The sequence below is a fragment of the Ruegeria sp. BHSB064 genome (assembly GCF_059613205.1).
Genome location: NZ_JBXWSB010000071.1, coordinates 1 through 24,246, shown reverse-complemented (window position 1 = coordinate 24,246; position 24,246 = coordinate 1). Strand labels below are relative to the sequence as shown.

The 24,246-nt window shown below is 57.2% G+C and carries 24 protein-coding genes; 4 read left to right on the top strand and 20 right to left on the bottom strand.

Annotated elements, in window-relative coordinates:
- From AC2FNU_RS16085 to AC2FNU_RS16015, 15 genes are all read right to left on the bottom strand, one after another.
- A partial coding sequence (locus AC2FNU_RS16085; RefSeq protein WP_496790315.1) for a CaiB/BaiF CoA transferase family protein occupies positions 1-1,345 on the bottom strand: 1,345 nt, incomplete at its 3' end.
- 269 nt (positions 1,346-1,614) lie between these two features.
- Positions 1,615-2,376: a Phenylacetic acid catabolic protein gene (locus AC2FNU_RS16080; protein ID WP_496790314.1), complete on the bottom strand. Its 762-nt coding sequence runs from the start codon at positions 2,374-2,376 to the stop codon at positions 1,615-1,617.
- Between the two features lie 13 nt (positions 2,377-2,389).
- The gene (locus AC2FNU_RS16075) at positions 2,390-3,463 is read right to left on the bottom strand and encodes a 2Fe-2S iron-sulfur cluster-binding protein (RefSeq protein ID WP_496790313.1); all 1,074 of its coding nucleotides are present in this window, start codon (positions 3,461-3,463) and stop codon (positions 2,390-2,392) included.
- A 13-nt stretch (positions 3,464-3,476) separates the two neighbouring features.
- On the bottom strand, positions 3,477-3,935 hold the full coding sequence (paaD, locus tag AC2FNU_RS16070) for a 1,2-phenylacetyl-CoA epoxidase subunit PaaD (RefSeq protein WP_496790312.1): 459 nt from the start codon (positions 3,933-3,935) through the stop codon (positions 3,477-3,479).
- A 6-nt stretch (positions 3,936-3,941) separates the two neighbouring features.
- Positions 3,942-4,700, bottom strand: coding sequence for a 1,2-phenylacetyl-CoA epoxidase subunit PaaC (gene paaC / locus AC2FNU_RS16065; RefSeq protein ID WP_496790311.1), 759 nt, complete (start codon positions 4,698-4,700; stop codon positions 3,942-3,944).
- The gene (gene paaB, locus AC2FNU_RS16060; RefSeq protein WP_050604311.1) at positions 4,700-4,984 is read right to left on the bottom strand and encodes a 1,2-phenylacetyl-CoA epoxidase subunit PaaB; all 285 of its coding nucleotides are present in this window, start codon (positions 4,982-4,984) and stop codon (positions 4,700-4,702) included. The genes paaC and paaB overlap by 1 nt, the downstream gene beginning before the upstream one ends.
- Before the next feature lie 18 nt (positions 4,985-5,002).
- On the bottom strand, positions 5,003-5,980 hold the full coding sequence (gene paaA, locus AC2FNU_RS16055) for a 1,2-phenylacetyl-CoA epoxidase subunit PaaA (protein WP_496790310.1): 978 nt from the start codon (positions 5,978-5,980) through the stop codon (positions 5,003-5,005).
- Between the two features lie 15 nt (positions 5,981-5,995).
- Entirely contained in the window at positions 5,996-7,198 is a 1,203-nt protein-coding gene (gene pcaF / locus AC2FNU_RS16050) for a 3-oxoadipyl-CoA thiolase (protein WP_496790309.1), read from the bottom strand.
- 221 nt (positions 7,199-7,419) lie between these two features.
- The gene (locus tag AC2FNU_RS16045; protein ID WP_496790308.1) at positions 7,420-8,235 is read right to left on the bottom strand and encodes a PaaX family transcriptional regulator C-terminal domain-containing protein; all 816 of its coding nucleotides are present in this window, start codon (positions 8,233-8,235) and stop codon (positions 7,420-7,422) included.
- A gap of 61 nt (positions 8,236-8,296) precedes the next feature.
- The gene (paaZ, locus tag AC2FNU_RS16040; protein WP_496790307.1) at positions 8,297-10,327 is read right to left on the bottom strand and encodes a phenylacetic acid degradation bifunctional protein PaaZ; all 2,031 of its coding nucleotides are present in this window, start codon (positions 10,325-10,327) and stop codon (positions 8,297-8,299) included.
- A gap of 117 nt (positions 10,328-10,444) precedes the next feature.
- Positions 10,445-11,632 (bottom strand): cytochrome P450, encoded by a 1,188-nt coding sequence (locus AC2FNU_RS16035; protein WP_496790306.1) that lies wholly within the window; start codon positions 11,630-11,632, stop codon positions 10,445-10,447.
- The gene (locus AC2FNU_RS16030; protein WP_171095159.1) at positions 11,632-12,984 is read right to left on the bottom strand and encodes a TRAP transporter large permease; all 1,353 of its coding nucleotides are present in this window, start codon (positions 12,982-12,984) and stop codon (positions 11,632-11,634) included. Before AC2FNU_RS16030 ends, AC2FNU_RS16035 begins: the two co-directional genes overlap by 1 nt.
- On the bottom strand, positions 12,984-13,487 hold the full coding sequence (locus AC2FNU_RS16025) for a TRAP transporter small permease (protein ID WP_496790305.1): 504 nt from the start codon (positions 13,485-13,487) through the stop codon (positions 12,984-12,986). The genes AC2FNU_RS16030 and AC2FNU_RS16025 overlap by 1 nt, the downstream gene beginning before the upstream one ends.
- Before the next feature lie 57 nt (positions 13,488-13,544).
- Positions 13,545-14,564, bottom strand: coding sequence for a TRAP transporter substrate-binding protein (locus AC2FNU_RS16020; protein ID WP_496790304.1), 1,020 nt, complete (start codon positions 14,562-14,564; stop codon positions 13,545-13,547).
- A gap of 70 nt (positions 14,565-14,634) precedes the next feature.
- The gene (locus AC2FNU_RS16015) at positions 14,635-16,650 is read right to left on the bottom strand and encodes a 3-hydroxyacyl-CoA dehydrogenase NAD-binding domain-containing protein (protein WP_496790303.1); all 2,016 of its coding nucleotides are present in this window, start codon (positions 16,648-16,650) and stop codon (positions 14,635-14,637) included.
- A gap of 121 nt (positions 16,651-16,771) precedes the next feature.
- On the opposite strand from AC2FNU_RS16015, the gene paaG reads away from it, so the two are divergent.
- Genes paaG through AC2FNU_RS15995 form a run of 4 tightly spaced genes read left to right on the top strand, consistent with a single transcriptional unit; the run spans position 16,772 to position 19,920 of the window.
- Positions 16,772-17,557 (top strand): 2-(1,2-epoxy-1,2-dihydrophenyl)acetyl-CoA isomerase PaaG, encoded by a 786-nt coding sequence (gene paaG, locus AC2FNU_RS16010; protein WP_496790302.1) that lies wholly within the window; start codon positions 16,772-16,774, stop codon positions 17,555-17,557.
- Between the two features lie 2 nt (positions 17,558-17,559).
- Positions 17,560-17,985 (top strand): hydroxyphenylacetyl-CoA thioesterase PaaI, encoded by a 426-nt coding sequence (paaI, locus tag AC2FNU_RS16005; protein WP_496790301.1) that lies wholly within the window; start codon positions 17,560-17,562, stop codon positions 17,983-17,985.
- A gap of 24 nt (positions 17,986-18,009) precedes the next feature.
- Positions 18,010-19,320, top strand: coding sequence for a phenylacetate--CoA ligase PaaK (gene paaK / locus AC2FNU_RS16000; protein ID WP_496790300.1), 1,311 nt, complete (start codon positions 18,010-18,012; stop codon positions 19,318-19,320).
- Positions 19,321-19,323: 3 nt separating this feature from the next.
- Entirely contained in the window at positions 19,324-19,920 is a 597-nt protein-coding gene (locus AC2FNU_RS15995; RefSeq protein ID WP_496790299.1) for a TetR/AcrR family transcriptional regulator, read from the top strand.
- Between the two features lie 19 nt (positions 19,921-19,939).
- Here AC2FNU_RS15995 and AC2FNU_RS15990 read toward each other — a convergent pair whose 3' ends face one another.
- The 5 genes from AC2FNU_RS15990 to AC2FNU_RS15970 all read right to left on the bottom strand — a co-directional run.
- The gene (locus AC2FNU_RS15990; RefSeq protein ID WP_496790298.1) at positions 19,940-20,530 is read right to left on the bottom strand and encodes a hypothetical protein; all 591 of its coding nucleotides are present in this window, start codon (positions 20,528-20,530) and stop codon (positions 19,940-19,942) included.
- A gap of 252 nt (positions 20,531-20,782) precedes the next feature.
- Positions 20,783-21,838 carry an aldolase/citrate lyase family protein gene (locus AC2FNU_RS15985; protein WP_496790297.1) on the bottom strand — a complete coding sequence of 352 codons (1,056 nt, stop codon included), beginning with the start codon at positions 21,836-21,838 and terminating at the stop codon, positions 20,783-20,785.
- 11 nt (positions 21,839-21,849) lie between these two features.
- On the bottom strand, positions 21,850-22,650 hold the full coding sequence (hpaH, locus tag AC2FNU_RS15980) for a 2-oxo-hept-4-ene-1,7-dioate hydratase (protein ID WP_496790296.1): 801 nt from the start codon (positions 22,648-22,650) through the stop codon (positions 21,850-21,852).
- Positions 22,647-23,501, bottom strand: a complete 855-nt coding sequence (locus tag AC2FNU_RS15975) for a fumarylacetoacetate hydrolase family protein (RefSeq protein ID WP_496790295.1) — start codon at positions 23,499-23,501, stop codon at positions 22,647-22,649. Before AC2FNU_RS15975 ends, hpaH begins: the two co-directional genes overlap by 4 nt.
- The coding region (locus AC2FNU_RS15970; RefSeq protein WP_496790294.1) for a pyridoxal phosphate-dependent decarboxylase family protein at positions 23,498-24,246 on the bottom strand (749 nt) is incomplete at its 5' end. The genes AC2FNU_RS15975 and AC2FNU_RS15970, both read right to left, overlap by 4 nt.

Sequence of the window (24,246 nt, the reverse complement as noted above, 5' to 3'; positions counted from 1 at the left end):
CCAGCGTGGAACCTATGGTCGGACCAGCGATGACATTGGTCAGATCCAACACTTTGAGCCCCTCAAGCCAACCGCTTTCCTCCACACCCGCCACCCCGTCGCGCAGTGGCTCGGCCAGGATAGCGGATATGGGCGCATTGTCCGGGTCTGGTCCCGGCTTTTTGTCAAGCGCACCGGCGTCATCGGCAAGCCAAGCCACATTGCCCATCTGTTTCATGTCGCCGTGACGCGGGTCTTGCACCTGAACCACCAGCCCCGAAGCCAAAGCGTGCGGATCAGCCAGCCATTCCCTGGTGAACCGCTGCGCCGTAGCAGGTGCTTTGGCGGCACCGAACAAAGCTTCCCATTCATGAGCAGGTTTGGTCAGAAACGCCTGTTTCATTGCAGCAGATACCCGTGCCCGGTCTCTGGCGCCGACCGGGTAGTTTCGCAAAGACCATTCATCAGGCCAGTCTGCAGTGTCCAGATAGGCATCAAAATCCGGCAATTCGTCTGCCAGCGCCCCTAGGTCGAGAACGTCCAGCACGCGCCGGGGATGTGTTTTCACGCTGCCTGCGACCACATAAAATCCCCGACCGTCAGCGCAGGTATAGGTTCGGTAGAAGGGATCCAGAAACTCTTCCAGTTCAGCAAAGCTCAGGTCCATTGGCAGACCTTCGGCCGCGCGTCGGTCCAGCTCCACCTCTCGGGGGGATTTATAGCGTTCGGGATAATCCTCAATCTGCTCGCAGTTATAAACCAACCCTTCCAGCAAGGCCGAGGCCAAAGGGACTTCGATGTGATCCCCCCCATTCCGGTCGCGCGCCGCCAGGGCAAATTGCACCGCCATTGCCCCAAAGGCTGCTCCATAGGCCGAAGCCAGTGTGAGCGGCGTAAAGGACGGGTTGATGCCCATCAAACGCCGGTTCAACCCCATATCCGTAAACTGACCTGTGCGCGCAGCGATCACCGCTTCCCACGCTGGCAAATTCGCTAGCGCTGGATCGTTCGAAGCAAATCCCGGCAATGAGACAGACACGATGCGAGGATTGATATCGCGTAACGCCTGCGGGCCAAGGCCCAAACGGTTCATCACGCCGGGGCGGAAATTTTCGATCACGACGTCGGCTCTTGCCACCAGATCGCGCGCTAATTTCAAACCCTCATCCGACTTGAGGTCGATGGTAATGGCCGACTTGCCCCGCGACAGCATGTCGGTGGCCGGATCCATTAAGCGCGGTCCGCCGGGCGGATCGATACGGATCACCTCGGCTCCCAAATCGGCCAGCATCATGCCAACCAAAGGGCCTGCCAGATATTGGCCGAAGTCGAGAACACGGATATGGTCGAGAGGTCTTGATGTCATGCGCGGCACTTTTGTTTCAGGCTGATATGAGAGAACACACCGCCGGAAGACAGATGCACATCTGAATGATCAGAGATTGGTTGCACCGCATTGTGTCCTCCCACGCGCGTTGTCCCCATCTTGGGCGCGAATGAGCGGGGGAGGTTGTTTGAATCGACCAGCCAATGTCGCAATCTGACCGCTTTAATCGCTGCAAGAAGGTCTTTGGTGCAGCGTGGCGCTTGAAAGAGCCTCTCTTTGCAGAAAGGTGAACCGGGGCAATTGGAGCGTTACTCGGGCGCGGTCAGACCCAACTGTCCGAGAGCAGCCTGTGCCGATTGGATCCAACGTTCTTTCAACGCGCTGTTTCGGTTGTGACGCAAACCGATTGATGTCAGGAAGGCAAACCGTTTCGGATCATCTCCACCAAAGGACAGCGCGACGCGGGGCCACCAGTAGTCCACGGCATGTTGCATCTGCTCTGTTTCTCCACCTTCTGCCAGCTTCACTGCGCCTTCCAGAGCAAGTGCGCCATGATGTGCTTCGGCAGGGGCAATCTGACGGAAGGCTTCGGCCAGTGGTTGGTACGAAACCGTCGAAAACTCAGCCAGTTGCTCGGCCACCGCGCGGCTCATCAACAGGTTCATAATGACGGCGTCGGTCCAGCCCGAGATCGGATAGTTGAACACAGCAAGGCGCATGTCATGTGCGCTGCGCGTCGCGCCAATATCAGCGTCACGATCCAGACGTGCGGTCCAGGGGTGATGCGTGGCGTACCGCTCGGTATCTGCACCAAATTCACCCATGATCTTCAGAACACGGTCTGCGTGATCGGTCTTTTCAAGCACAATTTTGGAGGCTGCGATCCGTTCCTTGATGCCCGGCCCCTGATTGATGATATCCGCAAAACCGGCGGCACCTGCCAGCTCGCTGTCAACAAAAGTGGCCATCAGCTTCATCAGTTCGGCGCGGTAGCGTGGCGGCACATTTGTTGGGTTGGTCAGTACCCCTCCTGCGGCAAGATAGCTGTCGAGTGTCATGGCTTCGGTCATTGATCCTCTCCCTTTACTGGTCGTAATCCACGACCACGCGGTCGGTCACCGGATAAGCCTGACAGCTCAGCACATAGCCTTTTTCGACCTCGTAATCCTCGAGCGCGTGATTGGCGAGCATTTCGACCTCGCCTTCCAGCACGCGACAACGACAGGTGGAACATACCCCGGCCTTACAGGCGTATGGCGCGTCCATGGCGTTTTCCAAGGCTGCGTCGAGAATGGACTGATCCTTGGGCAGGGTCACTGTCTGGGTAGAGCCGTCCAGAGTGATCGAAGCGCTGGTCTGGTTCGCCTGCGTGCCCCCTTCTGCCGCGTTTGTCTTGCGTTTAGCCCGACCTGGTTGAGCGCTGGCAAAAAGCTCGAACTTGATCTGGCTGTCCTCAAGCCCGTGCTCGCGCAGCGCGGCGGCAATCCCCAGCATCATCGGCTCTGGCCCACAGATAAAGGCCGTATCCACGTTTTTGATGTCGACCCAGTGCTTGAACAGTTCGCCGCATTTTTCCTGCGTCACAAGCCCCGTGAACAGATCAATCTCCTGCGCGTCGCTCTCAAGAATATGGATAACGTTCAGGCGACCCATATAGAGGTTTTTCAGGTCCTCCAGCTCCTCTCGGAACATGATCGTGTTGATGCCCTTGTTGGCGTAGATCAGCGTGAAGCGGGACTTGGGTTCTCGGGCCAACGTTGTCTTAAGGATCGACAGAACCGGTGTGATCCCCGACCCACCTGCAAAGCCGAGATATTGTTTTTCCGCATCCGCTTCGATTGGCACATGAAAGCTGCCCATGGGTGGCATCGCCTGCACAACGTCACCCACGCTCAGTTCTGCATTGGCCCAGCTTGAAAAAGCCCCGCCCTCAACCCGTTTGATACCGACTTGCAGAACACCGTCGTCCTTGCCTGCACAGATCGAGTACGAGCGGCGGAGTTCTTCGCCTTCAAAATCGCGCCGGAAGGTCAGGTATTGACCGGCGGTGAAATCGAACTGTTCCGCAGCGCCATTCACAGGCTCAAGCGTCACGACGACCGCATCGCGGATGGTTTTGTGGATGTCGGTGACTTTCAGGTCATGAAAACGTGCCATCCGGTGCTCCTCCTCAGATGCACTTGAAGTAGTCAAAGGGTTCCAGGCAGTCGGTACAGCGCCAATGGGCCTTGCACGGGGTTGAACCGAACTGGCTGACTTTCTCAACAGCCGTGCTGCCGCAATGCGGGCACCGTTCTGGCCCGCCTGCCGGTTGCGGTGGCGCAATGCCATAATCTTCCAGCTTGGCGCGGCCTTTTTCGCTGAGCCAATCGGTGGTCCAGGCGGGTGATATGCTTGTTTCAATCCGCACATCCGCGATCCCGTGGTCGCGCAGCGCGGTTTCGATATCCATGCTGATGACGGACGTCGCCGGACAGCCAGAGTACGTTGGTGTTACGGTCACAACCAGCGTTCCGGCGTCCCAACGCACATCGCGAACGATGCCCAGATCCACGACCGAGATCACCGGGATCTCGGGATCGGGAACGGAATCCAACCAACTCCAGATCTGATCAGTCGAGGATTGCATCCGCTCTCACCACTTGGCTCCGGGATAGGCGCGTTGCAGCCATTGCATTTGCGTCAGCAGATGACCCAGATGTTCGGTATGCATCCGCCCGTCACGCCCGCCCTTATGGGCAAACTGACTTTCGGGAATGCTCAGTGTTGCCTGGGTCAGGATCCTTCCGACCAAAGCGTCACATTCTTCGCGCAGGTCTGTCGGATTGGGTGCGATACCTGCGGCGGCCATCTGGGCGTCGACCTCGTCGCTGGCAAACATCTCACCGACATAGGGCCACAGATAATCAAGGGCTTCCTGCATTCGGGCATGGCTTTCCTCGGTTCCGTCGCCAAGTCCCACAACAGTGTCGCCCGAGCGTTCGAGGTGATAGGCAACCTCTTTGCTTGCTTTGGCAGCAATTGCAGCGACCCTTTCGTCCGAGGATGTCATCAAGCGTCCCAGCATGATCGAATGCCAGGCGTCGAACAGAAACTGGCGCATCAATGTGCGACCGAAATCGCCGTTGGGAACCTCGACCAGCAGTACGTTGCGGAAATCCCAAGCGTCGCGCAGAAAGGCCAGATCGTCAGCGCTTTTGCCACCATCAATCTCGCCCGCAAGACCAAGCCACATCTGGGTCTGACCAATCAGGTCCAGCGCGGTATTGGCCAGAGCGATGTCTTCTTCCAGAACAGGCGCGTGACCGCACCACTCGCTGACGCGATGACCGAGGATCAGGGTGTTGTCTCCCATCCGCAGCAGGAATTGCAGGAATGCCTCATCCCGGGTCATCACATCGCCCCCACTTCATCGGGGATGTCGAAAAAAGTCGGGTGACGATACACCTTGCTTTCGCTGGGCTCATACAGAGGGCCTTTGTCGCTGGGCGAAGAGGCCGAGATATTGTTGGCCTCAACCACCCAGATCGAAACGCCTTCGTTACGGCGCGTATAGACGTCGCGCGCGTTCTTGATTGCCATTTCGGCGTCCGGCGCGTGCAGCGATCCAACATGTCGGTGGCTCATACCATGTTGACCGCGGATAAAGATTTCCCACAGGGGCCATTCGGTGTTCATCGGGTTTCCTCCTTGGGTTTACTCTGCTGCCAGATTGCCGGATTGCTTCTTGCGGGCGTGCGCTAAAAGACCGTCCCGCACCCATTTCCCGTCATGCCACGCCTTATTACGCGCAGACAGACGATCCACGTTGCAGGGCCCATTGCCCTTGATAACGTCAAAAAATTCGGTCCAGTCGGGCTCAGAGAAGTCGTAATGACCGCGCTCTTCGTTCCATTTCAGTTCCGGATCGGGAATGGTCAGGCCCAGATACTCGGCCTGCGGTACTGTCTGGTCGACGAATTTCTGGCGCAACTCATCATTGGTGTTGATCTTGATTTTCCATGCCATCGACTGGGCCGAATGAACCGAGTCTTTGTCGGACGGGCCGAACATCATCAGTGACGGATACCAGAAGCGGTTCATCGCGTCCTGAGCCATCTTGCGCTGTTCGGGCGTTCCTTCGGCCATCTTGCGGATCGCGTCATAACCTTGCCGCTGGTGAAAGCTTTCCTCTTTACAGATACGGATCATCGCGCGTGAATAAGGCCCGTAAGATGTGCGCTGCAGCGGAACTTGGTTCATGATAGCCGCCCCATCCACCAGCCAACCGACTGCGCCGATGTCGGCCCAATTCAGCGTCGGGTAGTTGAAGATCGACGAGTATTTCATTCGCCCGTCCAGCAGCATCTCGGTCAACTCATCCCGGCTGACGCCCAGCGTTTCCGCCGCGCAGTACAGGTAAAGCCCGTGCCCGGCCTCATCCTGCACCTTGGCCAGCAGGATCGCCTTGCGCTCCAACGTGGGCGTGCGGGTGATCCAGTTGCCTTCCGGCAGTTGGCCTACGATTTCGGAATGCGCGTGCTGACCGATCTGACGGATCAGGGTCTTGCGATAAGCCTCAGGCATCCAATCCTTGGGTTCGATCTTGATATCTGCATCGATCCGCGCCTGAAATTCTGCCAGCTTTTCCGGATCTTCGTTTGATGCCTCGGACTTTACCATCTGAGCATACATGTCCCGTCTCCTCCGTTACACGCGTTCAAGAATAAGGGCCGCGCCCTGCCCAACGCCCACACACATGGTGCAGAGCGCATAGCGCCCCCCGGTTCGTTTCAGTTGATAAGCTGCGGTCAGCACCAGACGCGCGCCGCTCATGCCCAGTGGGTGGCCCAAAGCGATGGCACCGCCATTGGGGTTTACGTGGGGCGCATCGTCCGGCAAGCCCAACTCGCGCAATGTTGCCAATCCCTGAGAGGCAAACGCCTCATTCAATTCAATCACATCCATCTGTTCGATGCTCAGCTCTGCACGGGCAAGAACCTTGCGGCTGGCGGGCACCGGCCCGATGCCCATGATGCGCGGTGCAACACCCGCAACCGACATGCCCACCACGCGCGCCATCGGGGTCAGACCGTTCTTGGCCGCTGCAGCCTCATTCGCCATCAGAATGGCCGCCGCGCCATCATTCACACCCGAAGCATTGCCCGCCGTGACGGTCTTTTCCGGCCCGTTCACCCCTTTGAGGCCCGCCAGTTTTTCTGCTGTGGTTCCGGGGCGTGGATGTTCATCCGTATCCACGACGATCAGGTCGCCCTTGCGTTGCGGTACCGAAACCGGAGTGATTTCATCGTTGAAAACACCCGCCGCGTGTGCAGCCGCCCACCTCGCCTGGCTGCGCGCAGCAAAGGCATCCTGATCTTCGCGACTGATGCCATAGTCTTCGGCCACATTGTCGGCAGTTTGCGGCATGGAATCCACGCCATATTTCTGTTTCATCTTCGGGTTCACGAAACGCCATCCGATCGTGGTGTCGTATACAGCGTTGTTGCGAGTGAACGCCGAAGTTGACTTGGGCATCACAAACGGTGCGCGGGACATGCTTTCCACGCCCCCCGCAATGGCCAGGTCGTAATCGCCTGCCTTGATGCCACGGGCTGCCATTCCAACGGCGTCCATGCCGCTGGCGCAAAGACGGTTTACCGTTGTTCCCGGAACGTCGATCGGCAACCCGGCCAACAAGGCCGCCATGCGCGCAACGTTCCTGTTGCTTTCCCCGGCCTGATTGGCGTCACCATAAATCACATCGTCGACGCTGGCCCAATCGACCTGAGGGTTGCGTTCTTTCAACGCCGCCAGCGGCAAAGCCGCAAGATCATCCGTGCGAACCGAAGACAGCGCCCCGCCATACCGCCCAATCGGTGTACGCGTTGCGTCGCAAATGAATGCGTCCATGTCCGAGGTCTCCTGTTCGCGTCAATATTCATTAACCGTCTGGTCGGTTTTTATTAAAGTAACCGATTCGAGGCAAGCTTTATGTTACCCGTTTTCGGTGTGTTTCAATAATTCTGTAACATATAAGGTAAAAACTTTACCGCTGCGAAGTCAGGGCCCGCTATAGCGGTGAACTAAACCGTACTTAGTGGACCTGTCGACGCGTGCGTCATGGTTCAGCATCAATCGCCCAATACGGCTTCCAGCGACAAAAGATTCGGGCGAGGCAACCTGTCCAACAACTGCGCCACGGACTGTCGGCAATCCGCGCCTTTCCAGTCTTCAGGAAGAAAGGCAGGAGGCAGGGGGGGGTGGCGCAGGATAAGCCGCCGCCATCCATGTACGATCAGAACACGCAGAACGGCAGTTTGCAGGAGGTCGTCCAACCCCTTCGCGGGCAAATGCTGTTCGACGAACTGAAGCGTTGTCCAGAACTGATCATAAGCGACTTTCAAAGGCTCTGGTCCACACAATTCCCGCATCCAATCAGGCACTGATATTTCGCCGCTTTCAATCCCCAGCAGGTCTTCCAGCCCATCAGGGACCGGGCCCGGCGCCATGGCTGTAGACGCATTGACAGAGATATAGTCACCAATGAGCATCAGATCTGACAGCTCTTTGCGGGAATTTTCAGAACCGCTGGCGATCAGCACATGCCAGATGTCGGGCATTTCGGTCTCGCGGGAATAGATACGCGGCGCGGCAGCGGCACTTTGGCCGCGACCAAAATCCGTCAAGCGATGCACGCTGTTGCGCCCCACTCGTGTGCTTTCGATCCATCCTTCTTTCCGCAGCCGATGTAGCGCAACACGGGTTGCCTCGGACTTGATCCCGGCCAGATTGGTGAGCGCAGTAATCAAGGCACCGCTGACCTGATCCGATCCGCTCGGAGCCAAATCGCCAAAAATCGTAACCAAGACCGACCACACCCGCTGTGTGCCCGTGGCAGTCAGTTGGCTAACGCAGGATTCGAACCAATCAGGACCAGTGTCTTTCATATGCCGATTATAGTCGGGCCGAAGGGAATTGCCATCCGGCCCGCTGCGCGCATCCCTGCACTTAATAAGCAACCATAGTCAGCAGCTCGTACTCTGCTACCTGCTGGTCATCTTGCTGGGTCAGCGTGACGTGCCAACGGACCTCTCCGTACTCATCATTGCGCTTGGTTTTGGCCTTGACCGTCAGGCGCACTTTGATGCTGTCACCGGCCTCAACCGGCTTCATAAAGCGCAACCCGTCCAGACCGGTATTGGCCAGCACCGGCCCTTCATTCGGCTCGACGAACAACCCAGCGGCAAATGACAGCAACAAGTAGCCATGGGCGACGCGCCCCGGGAAGAACGGGTTCCGCTCCGCCGCCGCCTGATCCATGTGGGCATAGAACGTATCGCCCGTGAAATTGGCGAAGTGTTCAATGTCTTCCATCGTTATGGTGCGCGGTTTCGTGTGAATCGTCTCGCCAATCGCAAGGTCATGGAACCTGCGCGTAAAGGGATGGGCAGGGCCTTTGACCTCGGTCGCGCCGGGCACCCATCTGTTTCCAATTGCGGTCAGCAGATCAGGTGAGCCCTGAATGGCGGTCCTTTGCATATAGTGTTTCACACCGCGCACGCCGCCCATTTCTTCGCCGCCACCGGCGCGCCCGGGGCCGCCATGCACCATATGAGGCAAAGGTGAGCCGTGACCCGTGGATTCCTTCATCGAGTCGCGGTTATTGAAGTACAAACGCCCATGATAGGCCCCTGCCCCAATGGCGACCTGACGCGCCACGTCAGGGTCATGCGTGATGACCGACGCCACCAGAGATCCCTGTCCTCGGTTTGCCAGTTCAATCGCATGGTCGAGATCGCGATAGCCCATGATTGTGCTGACCGGCCCAAAGGCTTCGGTGTCATGCACACGCTGCGCACTGTCCGGGTTGGCACAATGATACAGCATGGGCGGCAAGAATGCCCCTTTCTCGGCGTCCGCACCGTTGACTGCAAAATCATCCGGGTCGCCAAAGACACGCTCGGCCTCTTGGCCAATGATCGCCGCCTTTTCCAGAACGTCACGTTTCTGACCATTCGAGACCAATGCGCCCATGCGGGTGGTTTCCAGCCTTGGGTCGCCGATAACGGTTTTGGCCAGCCGTGCGGACAACGCCTCGATCACCGTCTGCACCTGCACCTCCGGCGCGATGATCCGACGAATTGCGGTACATTTCTGACCAGCTTTTGTTGTCATCTCGCGCTGGACCTCTTTAACGAAGAGGTCGAACTCGGGTGTGCCCGGTGTGGCATCAGGGCCAAGGATCGAACAGTTCAGGCTATCCTGTTCGGCCACAAACCGTACAGAGTTTTCCAGGATCACGGGGTTGGATCGCAATTTCAGCGCCGTATCTGCCGAGCCGGTAAAGCTGACCACATCCTGCAGGGTCAAACGATCCATCATGTCGCCCAAACCGCCCGACACCAACTGCAATGCCCCTACAGGCAAAATTCCGGAATCCAGCATCAGCCGAACACACAGCTCGGTCACGTAACAGGAATTCGTCGCCGGTTTGACGATAGCCGGAACCCCGGCCAACAAGGTTGGTGCCAGCTTCTCCAGCATCCCCCAGACCGGAAAATTGAAGGCATTGATATGAATCGCCACACCACGCAACGGGGTGCAGATGTGCTGGCCCAGAAACGTGCCGTTGCGCGACAGTTGTTCGACATCACCATCCAGATAGACATGCCCGTCCGGCATTTCCCGGCGTCCTTTCGACGCAAAGACAAACATCGTGCCTATGCCGCCGTCGATGTCGATCATATGGTCCGACTGCGTCGCGCCTGTGTTGAAAGACAGATCATAGAGCGCCTGCTTGTGCTGGCCCAGATGCAGCGACACCGCCTTGATCATCTTGGCCCGCTCGTGAAAGGTCATCTTGCGCAGGGCCGGCCCACCGACGTCACGCGCGTAGTCCAGCATCCCCTGCACGTCCAAGTCCGCGTTACCTGCCGTCGCAATCACCTCGCCCGTTACGGCGCTGGCGATATTGCGCGCGCCTGTACCCGGCGGCACCCATACTCCGGCGGCAAAGCTGGATATCTTTTGGATGGTCATGAGCGTCTCCTCATCTGTGTCTGGATCCTCACATCGCCTCGTAGAGCATGTGACGTCATATCTTTAACCGTACGGTCGGTCGTTATTTTTACACAGCAATACCGCAAACCGTACCTTTCAAACCTGCGCGGGTAGTCGCGCGAAACCCCGAAAACGGATACGACCACCGCGCTCAGCACCATCGGTGATGCAATAATTCGGGAACCGCGCCAGAAACCGCCCGACCGCGACGCGCCCCTCCATACGGGCCAAAGTCAGGCCGACGCAAGTGTGTGGCCCGCCAGCAAAGGCGTGGTGTTTATTGGGGCGGCGGTCCAACATCACTTCATCAGGGCGCTCAAACTGTCGCGGGTCGCGGTTGGCGGCTCCGATGCAAAGATGGATATCTGTTCCGGCGGGAATGGTTTGGCCGTGGAAGATGACATCCTCGGTGGTCAAACGGTTGCCGAACTGGTTGGGGCTTTCCAATCTCAGAAACTCGTCCACGGCGGTGTTTATGAGCTCTGGGTCGGCCAGCAACTCGGCCCGCTTTTCACGGTGCCGGTCCAGCAACTCCAGCGCGTTGCAGATCAGATTGGTCGTGGTCTCATGCCCAGCGTTCAGGATGAAAATGCAGTTCTGGTACAACTCGACCTCGGTCAAGCCACCATCGGTGTCGTCCTGCATCAACCGGGTCAGCACGTCTGTTGTCGGGTCGCCGGGATTGGCACGGCGGTCATCGATGATATGGCGTAAAAACGCTTTGAAATCAGACACCGCACGGTTGCCCCAGTCTTCTTGTTCCTGAGTCAGCTGAGGCTCCAAAGCGCCCAAAATGGCCAGAGACCAATCCCGCAGGGGTTCGCGTTCGGATCGGGGAATGCCCAGTAAGTTGCCGATAATCTCAATCGGGATGGCCCCCGCAAAATCCTCGATCAACTCAACAGAGCCTTTGGCCTGCATCTGGTCCAGCAAGCCGTCGACAAGCTGCACCAGGCCAGGCTCCATCTGCGCCAGCGCGCGCGGGTTCATCGCACCGACCATCACGTTACGAACACGGGTGTGCAAAGGCGGATCATTGAACACCAGACTAGTTGTGTGGTGTTCGTATAAAGGGCTGTCGACCCCGTATTTCGGACCAAAAACCGCCTTCTTGTCCGAAATGAACCGTTTCGTGTCCCGATACACCAGATCCAGATCTTCGTAGCGCGACAGGATGACCGACCCATCCGCTTGCAGGCAGACAGGCGTGCTTTCACGCAGCGCGGCATAGGCCGGATAAGGGTCTGCGTGAAAACCGGTTGGAAGTGCGGTCAGCGAGAACATCAGTGACCCATCGCCCCCATGTGTTCCGGCAGTACCAGCACCAGCCACGGCACCAGAACGATTAGGGCCAACCGGAAGATATCCGCCACCCAGAACGGCGTGACGCCCTTGAAGATGGTCCCGGTTGAGACATCCCCCACCACACCTTTCAGAATGAACACGTTCAAACCGACCGGGGGAGTGATCAGGCTAATCTCAGTAACGACGACAACCACAATACCGAACCAGATCGGATCATACCCCAGCGACGTCACCAGCGGAAAAAAGATCGGCACTGTCAGCAGCAGCATCGACAGCGATTCAAAGACACAGCCCAGAATGATGTAGATCCCGAGGATCATCAGGATCACCACAAACGGCTCCACCTCATAGGCCGTGACCAATGCGATCAGAGCTTCGGGCAGACCGGCCAAGTTGATGAAGTTCGAAAAGATCTGCGCCCCGATCAGAACTGAGAACAGTGCTGCGGCAGTGAAACTGGTCTCTTTCAACACTTCAAAGGTGGAACCAAGGGTTAGCCCACCCCGAGACAGCGCAATCAGGAAGGCACCCATTGCGCCCATGCCAGCTGCCTCGGTCGGGCTGAAGGTCAGGTTCAAAGGGTAAAAGTCAAACACCCCGTATAGCCCGCCGATCACAAGGAAGAACAGCAACAACACGGCCCAGACCGAGCGCAGAGCCGAGAGGCGTTCGCCCCAGCCGTGCCGCTCTCCTGCTGGTCCGGCGTCGGGTCTGCGCCAAACGGTCCAACGCACGGCCAAGAGATAAAACAAGATGCCCAGTACGCCCGGGATGATGCCCGCAACAAAAAGCTTGCCAATCGAGGTTTCAGTCAAAAGGCCATAGATCACCAGAATGACCGATGGCGGGATCAGAATGCCCAGTGTTCCACCGGCAGCAATCGACGCCGTCGACAACTCATCCGAGTAACCATAGCGGCGCATTTCCGGCATCGCGACTTTGGACATCGTTGCCGCCGTAGCTAAAGACGAGCCGCAAATGGCAGAAAACCCACCACAGGCCGCGACGGTCGCCATGGCAATACCGCCGCGGAAATGGCCCAGGAATGCATTCGATACGGCATAAAGCTCGCGCGCAAGGCCGCCCTTGTTGACGAACAGGCCCATCAGGATGAACAGCGGCACAACCGACAGCCCGTAATCCTGGGCCGTGTCAGTTATCTGGCGGCCCACCATGGACATCGCAGCCTTCAAACCACGCTCAGACAGGATGCTTCCACCGCGCTCATATGCAAAGCCAAGCGTCCCAACAAGCCCCATTGCGAACACAATGGGCAGGCGCAGCAACACCAGAACAAGAACAAGGGCAAAACCGATCAAAGCGGCAGTCATCAGGAATGCTCCGACAAGGCTTGGGGGGCAAAAATGTGCAAAATCCCGGTGATGATCATCGCGACAGCCGTGATTGCGGTGAAGGCGGCGATGAACCAACCCACGTAGAAAACAGGGATCGACAAGTATTCGGTGACATCGCCGTAATCCCGCGCCCGCTCTGCCAGCACCCACACGCGCTGAATTGGCCAGATCAGCATGATACCGGATACCAGATATACAATCGCGTCACGCGCTCGGCTTAGCCGCAAACGTGCGAAAATTCCATCTGTCAGGTCCACAGCGATCTGTCCGCGTCCGGCCGAGATTATCGGTAGGACCGAAAAGACAAGGATCGCCATCAGAATCCGCGTCAGCTCAGTCGCAGCCTCAATGGGCGCGTTGAAGACAGAACGCAGGATGACGTCGAAAAAGGTCATCAACATCAGGATGAACAGCGCCACGCAGGCCAGCAGCGTCGGAACGACACTGACGCGTCGCGCAAAGGTCACGAGTGAGTGCATGATTGGTCCCCGGCGGGTGAATAGGGCTGGCGGTTCACTCCCGCCAGCCGGGCTGCATTACTGCGAAGCCATTTCATTTACGATCATGTCATAAGCGGCCTGAGCGTCGACACCCGCGCCGTTGACTTCGTCAATGACCTTGGCGCGCACGTCGACGGCAATCGTGTTGAATTTCTCCAAATCTTCCGCAGAGGCCGCGTTGATCGCGTTGCCTTCGGTGGTTTCGGTTGCGTCGCGACCGATGGCGTCGATCTCGTCCCAGATCTTGCCGATCTCGCGGCTGAGCGGTTCACCAAAAACGTTCTCTTCCAGCGCAGCCTGCAGATCTTCGGGCAAGTCGGCAAAAGTATCTTCGTTCATGATGAAGGCAAACGATCCGCGATAAAGGCCACCGGGAACCTCGTAGACGTTCTGCGCCACTTCGGTCAGCTTGAAACCTTTGCGGGATTCAAAAGGCATAACAACACCGTCGGCAGCCTTCGAGGCCAGGGTTTCGTAGACTTTCGGCGCAGGCACCTGAATGCCGGTCGCACCCAGAGCAGTGCCGACGTCCCCGCCAACGCCACCCGGGATACGCACTTTGAGACCCGAAACCTCATCCAGCGTGGTCACCGGGCTGCTGGAATGCAACTGGGCAGGGCCATGTGTGTGCAGCGCAATTACCTTCACGCCGCGATGTTCGTCTGCCTCTTTGAGGAGCTTGTCATAGGTGCGCCAGTAAGCGACCGAAGCGTCCTCGGCCGAGCCCTCGTATCCTGGCAGTTCGATCATCTTGGTGGTGACAAAGCGACCGGGCTGATAGCCGTGGAAGATGATCGACGCATCGGCCGCGCCATCCATGATCAGGTCCATCTGCGCAGGCGGTGGAGCAAGTCCCAGCTTGAGTTCAGCCGTAACCTGACCGTCGGTTGCTTCTTCGACCATTTCCACAAACTTCGGCCACATCTTAGCGTTGATGCCGTGGGTCGGCGGCGCCCAGCTTGAAATGGTCAGCGTATAATCCGCCGCCAGTGCCACTGTGCCCGAAACGGCCAGCGCGGCCGATGCCAGTAAGGTGCTTAGCTTGGTGAATTTCATGGTTCTGTCTCCTCCCAGTGAAACATGAGTCAAGAATGCGTTAATGGTCGCTTTTGTAACCATCAACATGTTAAATGCCTCCCGGATGGTCCGCGATGCGCCACGAACCCGGGTTTTCTTCCGCAACGACTTGCATCGTTGCGTGCAACACATCAGTGCCAATTTCCTTGCGATAGTTCATTGGCCCACCACGCCAACGCGGGAAACCGTATCCATGGATTTGTACCATATCGACAGCGTCCGCGTTTTCCGCGATGCCTTCCTGGATGATTAGGGCACCTTCGTTGGCCAGAACCGCCAGAATACGCGAGGAAATATCCTCCTCTGCAAAATTTCGGCGGGTTATGCCCTGTTCGGCCGAATAGGTTTCGATCAAAGCCTCAACTTCAGGGTCCCGGATCGGTGTGCGGTCGCCATCCGAGTAACGATACCAACCCTTTCCTGTACGCTGACCAAAACGCTCCATCTCACACAGTTGATCGGCGATGGGCACATAGCGTTCGTTCGGGTCCCGAGTTGCGGCATTGCGCTTTCGGTTAGCCCAGGCAATTTGAAGACCCGTCAGGTCCTGCAACTCATAAGGCCCCATAGGCATCCCGAACGCACGCATCGCCGCATCCACCTGATAAGGCAGTGCTCCATCGGCCAGCAAATAGTCAGCCTCGCGCCGATACGCAGCCAACATGCGGTTTCCAATAAACCCATCACAAATGCCAGACAGCACCGAGACCTTCTTCAACTTCTTACCCAGCGCAAGTCCCGTGGCGACAACGTCTGCGGATGTCTGCGGCATGTGCACTATTTCCAGCAACTTCATGACATGAGCCGGACTGAAGAAATGCAACCCAATGCAGCGGGTGTGGTTTTCGACGCCTGCAAAGATGTCTGCCGGGTTCAGATAGGATGTATTTGTGGCCAGGATCGCGTCAGGATGTATGTGCTTGGCCAACTCAGCAAAAACTGCCTGCTTGACGGTCAGATCTTCGAAAACAGCCTCGATGGCCAACTCTGAGTCAGCAGCGGCGACATAGCTGTCGGCGGTTTGAAATCTGGACAGGCACTCCCGCAGCTGCGCTTCGGATAGTTTACCCCGCTTGACGGCGCCGTTCATCAGGGATTCGACCCGCTCTTGCGCAGCCAACGCAGACTCGGCGTTCTGTTCGATCAAAGAAACCGATAACCCATTGCTCAACGCAGCAGTGGCTATGCCAGCGCCCATCAACCCCCCGCCCACAACGGCAATTCGGGAAACGTCGCGTGCGTTAGCCCCCTTGATCAAAGAAGGCTTGGACACCAAGCGTTCGGCGAAAAAAGCATGGCGCAGCGCCCGACTTTCCGCACTATTGCGCAGAGCCAGGTGGCAGGCACGTTCCTTCGGCTGCGCCTCGGCGAATGGTTCAGTGGACCAACCGAGTGCAGTTAGATTTTCCAGCGGAGATTGCTGCCCTTTCGCGCGTTTCGTCAACGCCTGTCGGTTTGTCTCCAACAGATCGGGCGAGAACTCGGGTACAGAGCGCTGGCTGACAGCTATTGGGCGTTCCGGCAGCTTGGAAACGAACTCCAAAACAGCGGCTTTGGGGTCGTCGGCGACCAGATCTACGCCCCCGAGGTCCTCCAATGCGTCAGCTTTCAGAATCTTGCCGGAACACGCCATATCGATTGCAGCCTGCATCCCCACAAGACGCGGTAGGCGTTGCGTGCCCCCTGCCCCGGGGATCAGCCCAACATTGACCTCAGGCAAACCAAAACCAGTATCCGGCGCGGCGATCCGCCACGCGCAGCCCATCGCGATCTCAAACCCGCCGCCCAGCACATTGCCGTGCATACAGGCGACAAACGGTACTTTACTGTCTTCGATTTTCTGAACGACGTCCGGTAAATGCGGCTCAACCGGTGGCGCATCAAACTCGGACATATCACCACCAGCGATGAAGGTCTTGCCAGAACAGCACAGAACCGCCACGCGCGCGCCTTGAACCGCATCAACCGCGTCGGACAGCCCCTGTCGAACACCGCTCGAGGTCGCGTTCACCGGCGGGTTGTTGACCGTGACCCAGGCCACGTCACCCTTGAATTCAACGCTCACCAGCGACGACTGCAACATCGACAACCCTTTTGATCGACCCAGATTCGGTACAGGTTTATATATTGACCAACCGTTCGGTTAATGCAATGATTAAGTTGAAGTGAGACCAGAAGAGACAGTCATGAGCGATACTATACTTGTACAAGACCACGGAAACTGGGTTGAAATCACCCTGAACCGCCCCGACAAGTTGAACGCGCTCAATGAAGAGATGCACGTTGCCCTGCAGGACGCTTTGAAAACCGCACGCGACAATGGGGCCCGCGCGATATTGCTGACCGGCGCGGGGCGCGGGTTCTGTGCTGGTCAAGACCTGGGCGACCGCGATCCATCCAAAATGGATAGCCCTCCGGATCTGAGCAAAACGGTACGAACCTATTATGCTCCTCTGGTCCGGTTGATCCGATCCTTGGAGTTTCCCGTCATCTGCGCCGTTAACGGGGTCGCCGCAGGTGCAGGTGCAAATCTGGCTTTGGCCTGTGACATGGTTCTGGCCGCGGAAAGTGCGAAATTCATTCAGAGCTTTTCCAAGGTTGGCCTGATCCCGGACACGGGCGGCAGTTGGTACTTGCCACGCCTCTTAGGTGAGGCACGTGCCAAAGGATTGGCACTGACCGCACAACCTCTTTCAGCCAAACAGGCAGAAGACTGGGGACTGATCTGGAAAGCGCTGCCCGACGATCAACTGATGAGTGAGGCACGCGCGCTTGCCACGCAACTAGCCAACGGCCCCACACTCGGGCTGGGCCTGACAAAGCAATGCATTCAAGCCGCGGCCACCACGTCCCTATCAGATCAGCTTGAGATCGAAGCTGACGCAATGAAAACCTGCGGGGAAAGTGCGGACTACGCAGAAGGCGTATCCAGCTTCCTCGAAAAACGCGCGCCAAACTTTCAGGGGCGGTGACGATGACACCAAAGGAACGCGCCGAAAAATCCGCAGCGGCAATGTGGGCAAAAGACGAGGCAAGCAAATGGTTTGGCATGGAGCTTGTTGAGATTGACGAAGGCCACGCAGTTCTGGCCCTGACTGTCGCCAGCCATCACTGCAATGGTCATGGCATATGCCATGGGGGCGTCACCCATGCCCTGGCCGACAGCGCCTTTGCCTTTGCCTGCAATAGCCGAAACAAGGCAACCGTCGCGCAGCACACAATGATCAGCTTCCTCGCCCCCGGGCGCAAAGGCGACCGTCTGACCGCCACCGCGACAGAGGTCACTTTGACCGGTCGAAGCGGAATCTATGACGTTCACGTCACCAACCAAGACAGCACTCTGATCGCTGAGTTTCGCGGCATGTCCCGTACGGTTGGCGGGCAGAATTTTCAAGAATAGCTTCGCGACTGGAGGAGTGACGCGATGGAAGACCTTTCCCCAAACAAAGCGGATCTGGACCCGATCGAGATCGCCTCGATCGACGAAATTCGCTCCACGCAGCTTGAACGGCTCAAGTGGTCCGTACGCCACGCATACGATAACGTCGCTATGTACAAACAGCGGTTTGACGAGGTCGGTGTGCATCCCGACGATCTAAAGCAGCTGTCCGACCTTTCGAAGTTTCCATTCACGTACAAAAACGACCTGCGCGACAATTACCCGTTTGGTTTGTTCGCAGTTCCACGCAGCGAGATCATTCGTCTGCACGCGTCCTCTGGTACCACAGGCAAACCCACAGTGGTGGGGTATACCAAGAAAGACATCGACAACTGGGCGGATTTGGGCGCGCGTTCCTTACGCGCGTCGGGATTGCGCAAAGGTGACATGGTGCATAACGCCTATGGTTATGGGCTGTTTACCGGAGGGTTGGGCGCGCATTACGGAATTGAACGCCTTGGCGCGACCGTAGTGCCCATGTCCGGGGGGCAAACCGAGAAGCAAGTCAACCTGATCAACGACTTCCGCCCGGACGGGATCATGGTGACGCCGTCCTATATGCTCAATATCCTGGAACAGTTCCACAAGGCCGGTCTCGACCCCCGAGAAAGCTCGTTGAAAGTTGGTGTGTTTGGTGCTGAACCCTGGACTGATGCGATGCGGGCCGAGGTCGAGGCCGCGTTTGATATGCATGCGGTCGACATCTATGGCCTCTCGGAAATCATGGGTCCCGGGGTGGCCAATGAATGCGTTGAAACCAAAGACGGCCCGGTGATCTGGGAGGATCATTTCCTGCCGGAAATCATTGATCCCGCAACCGGAGAGGTTCTGCCCGACGGCGAAACCGGCGAGTTGGTGTTCACAACACTGACCAAGGAAGGGTTGCCGATGATCCGCTATCGCACGCGTGATCTGACCTGCTTGCTGCCCGGAACAGCACGCTCCATGCGCCGGATGGCAAAGATCACGGGCCGAAGTGACGACATGATGATCCTGCGTGGCGTCAACGTCTTCCCCAGCCAGATCGAAGAACAAGTCATGGCAACGGGTGGTCTTGCACCGTATTATCAGATCGAACTGTACAAGTCGGGCCGCATGGACGCGATGCGGGTTTTTGTTGAGTCCTCACCGGATTCCACCGACGAACTCTCCAAAACCGCGGCGGCCCGCATGTTGACCAAGCGGATCAAGGACGTCGTTGGCGTTTCAACGGAAATTGTTGTAGGTGACCCCGGCGACGTCGAACGCTCTCAGGGTAAGGCGAAGCGCGTCATCGACAATCGCGATAAGGAATAAGACGTGGCCCGGACAATCGCCAAAGACCACGACCAAAAGCGGGAACAAATCCTGAAGATGGCGGCCAAAGTATTCGCCGATCAGGGGTTTGATCGCGCGTCGATGACACTGCTCGCCAAAGAGTGCGGGATCTCGAAGGCCAACATTTACCATTACTACGACAGCAAGGATGCCATCCTGTATGACATCCTTGAAACCTACTTGCGTGAACTGCGGGATCGGATCTGTAACGTGGATCTGGACGGCCTGAGCCCTGAGCAGAAACTGCGAAAAGCGGTACGTGAAATCCTTTTTGCGTATCAAGGCGCGGATGACGAGCACCGGGTGCAAATCAGCGGTATGAGCGCTCTGACAGATGAACAGCAAAAGCTGTTGCGCAACTATCAACGGGACTTGGTGAATTTTGTGCGCGACATTCTGTCGGAACTGTCACCCCAATCGTTTGACGATAACAAGGACAAGTTGCGCGGTGCAACAATGTCGGTCTTTGGGATGTTGAACTGGTATTACATGTGGAACACCGGCGCAGGCCCCAAAGCCCGCGAGGACTATGCTGATCTGGTCAGTACGCTGACTGTGCACGGTGTGCAGAAGCTATAGGCGCGCGGCGCGTAAAGCGCTATGTCGCGACTTTGATCCCGTCCAGGTAGGCTTGCTTTGCGACCATGACATCCTCGTCCGTCATGTTTGATCGGTTCAGATCAAGAAAATGTTCTGCTGCTCCAACTGGCTGAACATTCAGGTTATTGACGGGCTTCAGATCGTCCGACCGCACATTCAAAATCGAAAGCACCTTTGTGACAGGAAACAGACGATCGCTTAGACCCGAGGTGTTCAAAGAGATAACGTCCGCTCTTGAAGACATCTGATCCGCGACCCGAGCCACAACGCCATCGAGGTCCGCGCCCGGGTTCAGCAGTTCCGTGTATTCGCACAGGTCTTCTTGAATTCTGTTTCCGCGAATGTTCTGCCAATACACGCTTTTGATCCAATCGGTGGTATCTCTGGTCGTGTAAAAGAAAGTGATCCGCGCCTTGTTGTCTGTGAATCTGTTGATTTCCTCCCAGATAGCTTCGGCAAGAACATGCGTTTGGCGATAAGTCCACACATCTTTGCGCCCCGGGATCATGCCCGCAAACTCTTCGCTGCTGATCAGCAACGGCAAGTCAGAGTGGCCATCCAACGACAGCAGAACCTGACGGAATTTCATACGAAATTTTTCAAGCGTTCTTTCTTCCGCTACTACTGAAAAACGGCGCGCGGCAACGCCAGCGTCTTTCAAATTCCGTGGCACCAAAACAGTGACGCGGTTCTTTAACCGGAAACGGTTCCTATACAGCATCGTTTGCAGGGTTCTGGTTCCGGTTTTGTGAAACCCTTGATGGACAACAACTTTCAGCATCGATCCAATTGATCTAACCCACGCCTCACATCAGCATTTAGGGATACCGCATCAAAAACATCAAGCTGTCCAGTCGATGCTCAGTTCTTCTCGAAACGCAAAGCGGATCAAATGGGTCTCGATCACCTGTTGCCAACGCCGCAGATCGCCACGCGGGCCGGTTGTGGCGCTCACCGTCAAAGTGACTGCATCTGCTGTCAATGCAACCCGATCTCCGTCGGGAAAAGACACGTTGCCCTGCGTTCCATCAAAGTGGACCTCGGCTTTGTGCGACCAATGTTTGCAGAGTTGCTGGAGGTACTTTGAAGCCGCGTTTGTCTGCGCAATACCTGTTGCGGTCTGATCAGGAAGCAGGCTCAATCCAGCCATGGCAGCGGACCGGATGGCTTTGGCAAACAGGGTCACGTCAATGCTTGTAGCGACAAAAGTTGCGCCAAGATCCAGACACTTGCGCTGAAGGTCCGAGTCCAGTGTCAGTATTCCTGCCGCCTTGCCTGCTGCCACGATGCGGCGGATCGCATCCAGGACGGTTGCGATGACGTCAGGGTGGTTCGCATCTCCCAGATGGTCCATATCAGCGGCCAGGTCAGCTGGCCCAATAAAAACCCCGTCCACATCCGTTGCCAGAATATCGTCCAGCGCGGCCATACCCTTGTTGTTCTCGACTTGCACAAGCAGACAGATTTGGTCGTCGGCAGTTTTCAAATAGTCCGGGATTGCGGCAAAACGTGATGCTCGGGCCAGCGAGGAACCAACACCGCGAATACCATGCGGCGGATATTGGACAGCCCGCACCAATTCGCGCGCCTGTTCGCCACTTTCGACCATCGGCACCAGAATGTTTTGCACGCCTGCGTCAAGATACTGCTTGATCATCCAGCTCTCACCGATCGGCAGACGTGCAACGGGCGCGCTGCCCGATCCCTCGATCACCCTCACCTGTTCGAGGATCGACCGCAGATCGTTTGGTGCATGCTCTCCGTCAACAAGCAGCCAGTCGAACTGCGCAGTCGCTGCTATCTCGGTCGTGTAGGTGTTTGCCAAGCCAACCCAGCACCCAATCTGTGGGTTCCCCGCCTTCAGCGCGGCCTTGAACTTATTGTGTGGCGCAGGCATTGGTTTTCCTTTCAGGCGAAACAGATATCAACCGAGCCAAATGGCCCAAAATCCGCGTGAACTTTGGTTTCCGACGGGCATTCGACCGGTCGGATGAAGCTGCCTGACAGAATGACCTGCCCGGGCTCTATGCTTTGGCCGTATTGCGCCATGCGACGCGCCAACCAGACCACACTTTCGACAGGATCGTTCAACACACCGGCACCCAGTCCGGTTTCCTCAATCTGATCATTGCGGAAGGTAAGTGCTCCGACCCAACGCAGGTCAAAGGCATCAACCGCGTGTCGCTCGGCTCCCAAAACGACGCCTGCATTGGCGGCATTGTCGCTGATTGTGTCAAAGACCGTACGGGCCTTGCCGGTCTCGGAATCCACTCTTTGAATTCGGGTATCCAGAATTTCGATTGCAGGGGCGACGTAGTCCGTCGCGGCGACAATATCGTCCCGGGATACATTTTCGTCGCCAATGGCTGATTTCATGACAAAAGCAATCTCAGCCTCAATCCGGGGCTGAATAAAACGCCCTGCCGGAACGGTGGCACCGTTGTCAAAGGCCATGTCATCAAACAGAATTCCACTGTCGGGGATGTCGATATTCAGAGCGTATTGCATCGCCTTCGAGGTTAATCCAATCTTCCACCCGATCACCTTGCGCCCTTCGGCCAGTTTCTGGCGATAGATGGCATTTTGCACCTCATAGGCATCATCCATCCCCATCTCAGGGTGGCGCAGACTAAGCAGGCCGATTTGTTCCCGCCTGCGTTCCGCCTGCAACAGATCAGTGGCAGCGCGGGCGTGCTCTTCGGGCGTCATATCTGTTCATCCTCGACCGTGTTGCGCAGGGTGCCGATACCTTCGACGGACACCTCAACCACATCTCCGGGTACCAGGTATTTCGGTGGATCGAACCGTGCCCCTGCCCCGGTTGGTGTACCTGTGACGATGATGTCGCCGGGTTGAAGCGTCATGAAGGTCGAAATGTATTCAATCTCGCGCCGGATCGGAAACATCATTCGGTTCAGCGTGTCGTCCTGCCGAAGCTCACCGTTCACGCGCGTCTGGATGCGGGCATCATCCAGTTGGGCCGCGTCCGTAAACGGCACAAGCCATGGGCCAATCGCCCCCGAGTTATCCCAGTTTTTGCCTTGCGTGACATTGAACTTTGCGTGCCGCACCCAGTCGCGAATGGTGCCTTCATTGCACAAGGTCAACGCCGCGATGTGATCATAAGCGTCCCCCTGCGAAATGCGGCGTCCAGCCTTTCCTATCACGATGGCCACTTCGCCTTCATAATCCAGAGTGTGGTTTTCCGGTGGCCGGATCAGCGGGCGGTCATGGCCGGTGAACCCATTGGCAAAGCGCGGGAAAAGCGACATGTACTTGGGCTGCGCGCTGCCGTCCTTGTATTCGGCATTCCTGTCTGGGAAGTTCACGCCGACACACAGGATACGGCGCGCATCCGGCATCACCATGTCATAGGTGAAGTCGGTATGGGTGACAACTTTACCATCAGCTGCCTGTGCAAGTTCATCGAACGCCCCGGCGGCAATCACCTCGTAAAGACTGTCGTGATCGGGGAACGCCTGGTTCAATGCAATCGCACCTTCATCGGTGATTGCCCCGAAATGCCGCTCTTCACCCGCCCAGAACGTTGCAAACTTCATTCAATTGTCCCCCACACGTCCCGGATCACGTCGGCTGCCAACATCACGTCGTCCCGAGACGTATCGAACTGCCCAACCTGAAAGCGGATGATCTTGCGGCCGTTGAACATGCCCTGGGTCAGATATATCCGCCCATCATCATTCAACGCGTCGACCAGCCGCTGCTGCATCGCGTCGTCCCCGGGACAGCGAAAGGAAAACAGGCTCAGGATCGGGCCAGTGGTGATCTCGAACCCCTCCATCGCTCCGATCTGATCGGCGAGCTCCTGCGCCCAGGTCACGTGATTGCGGATGCGCGCGCGCAGTCCTTCCAATCCGTATGAGCGCAACAGAAACCAGATCTTTAACGCCCGGAACCTGCGCCCCAGTGGGATCGTCCACTCCGAGTAGTTCGTCACCTCTGCTCCGGTTGTCTTGAGGTATTCCGGCTCGATCTTCAGCGTGTTGAGCTGTGGTGCTGCATCCCGCAGGAACTGGATGGCGCAATCGAATTGCGCCCCCATCCATTTATGCGGATTGAAGACAATGCTGTCATAGCGGTCGGCACCCTGCCAAAGGGCTTCGCGAAATTCAGGGCAGATCATGGCCGATCCGGCCCAGGCTGCGTCCAGGTGGGTATAAAGGTCGTGTTTTTGCGCGATGTCTGCCACGGCCACCAAGTCATCGCAGGCCCCAACGCCGGTTCCACCTGTGATCGCAATGATACCAGCGGGGAGATGCCCGGCGGCCAGATCGCGTTGAATAG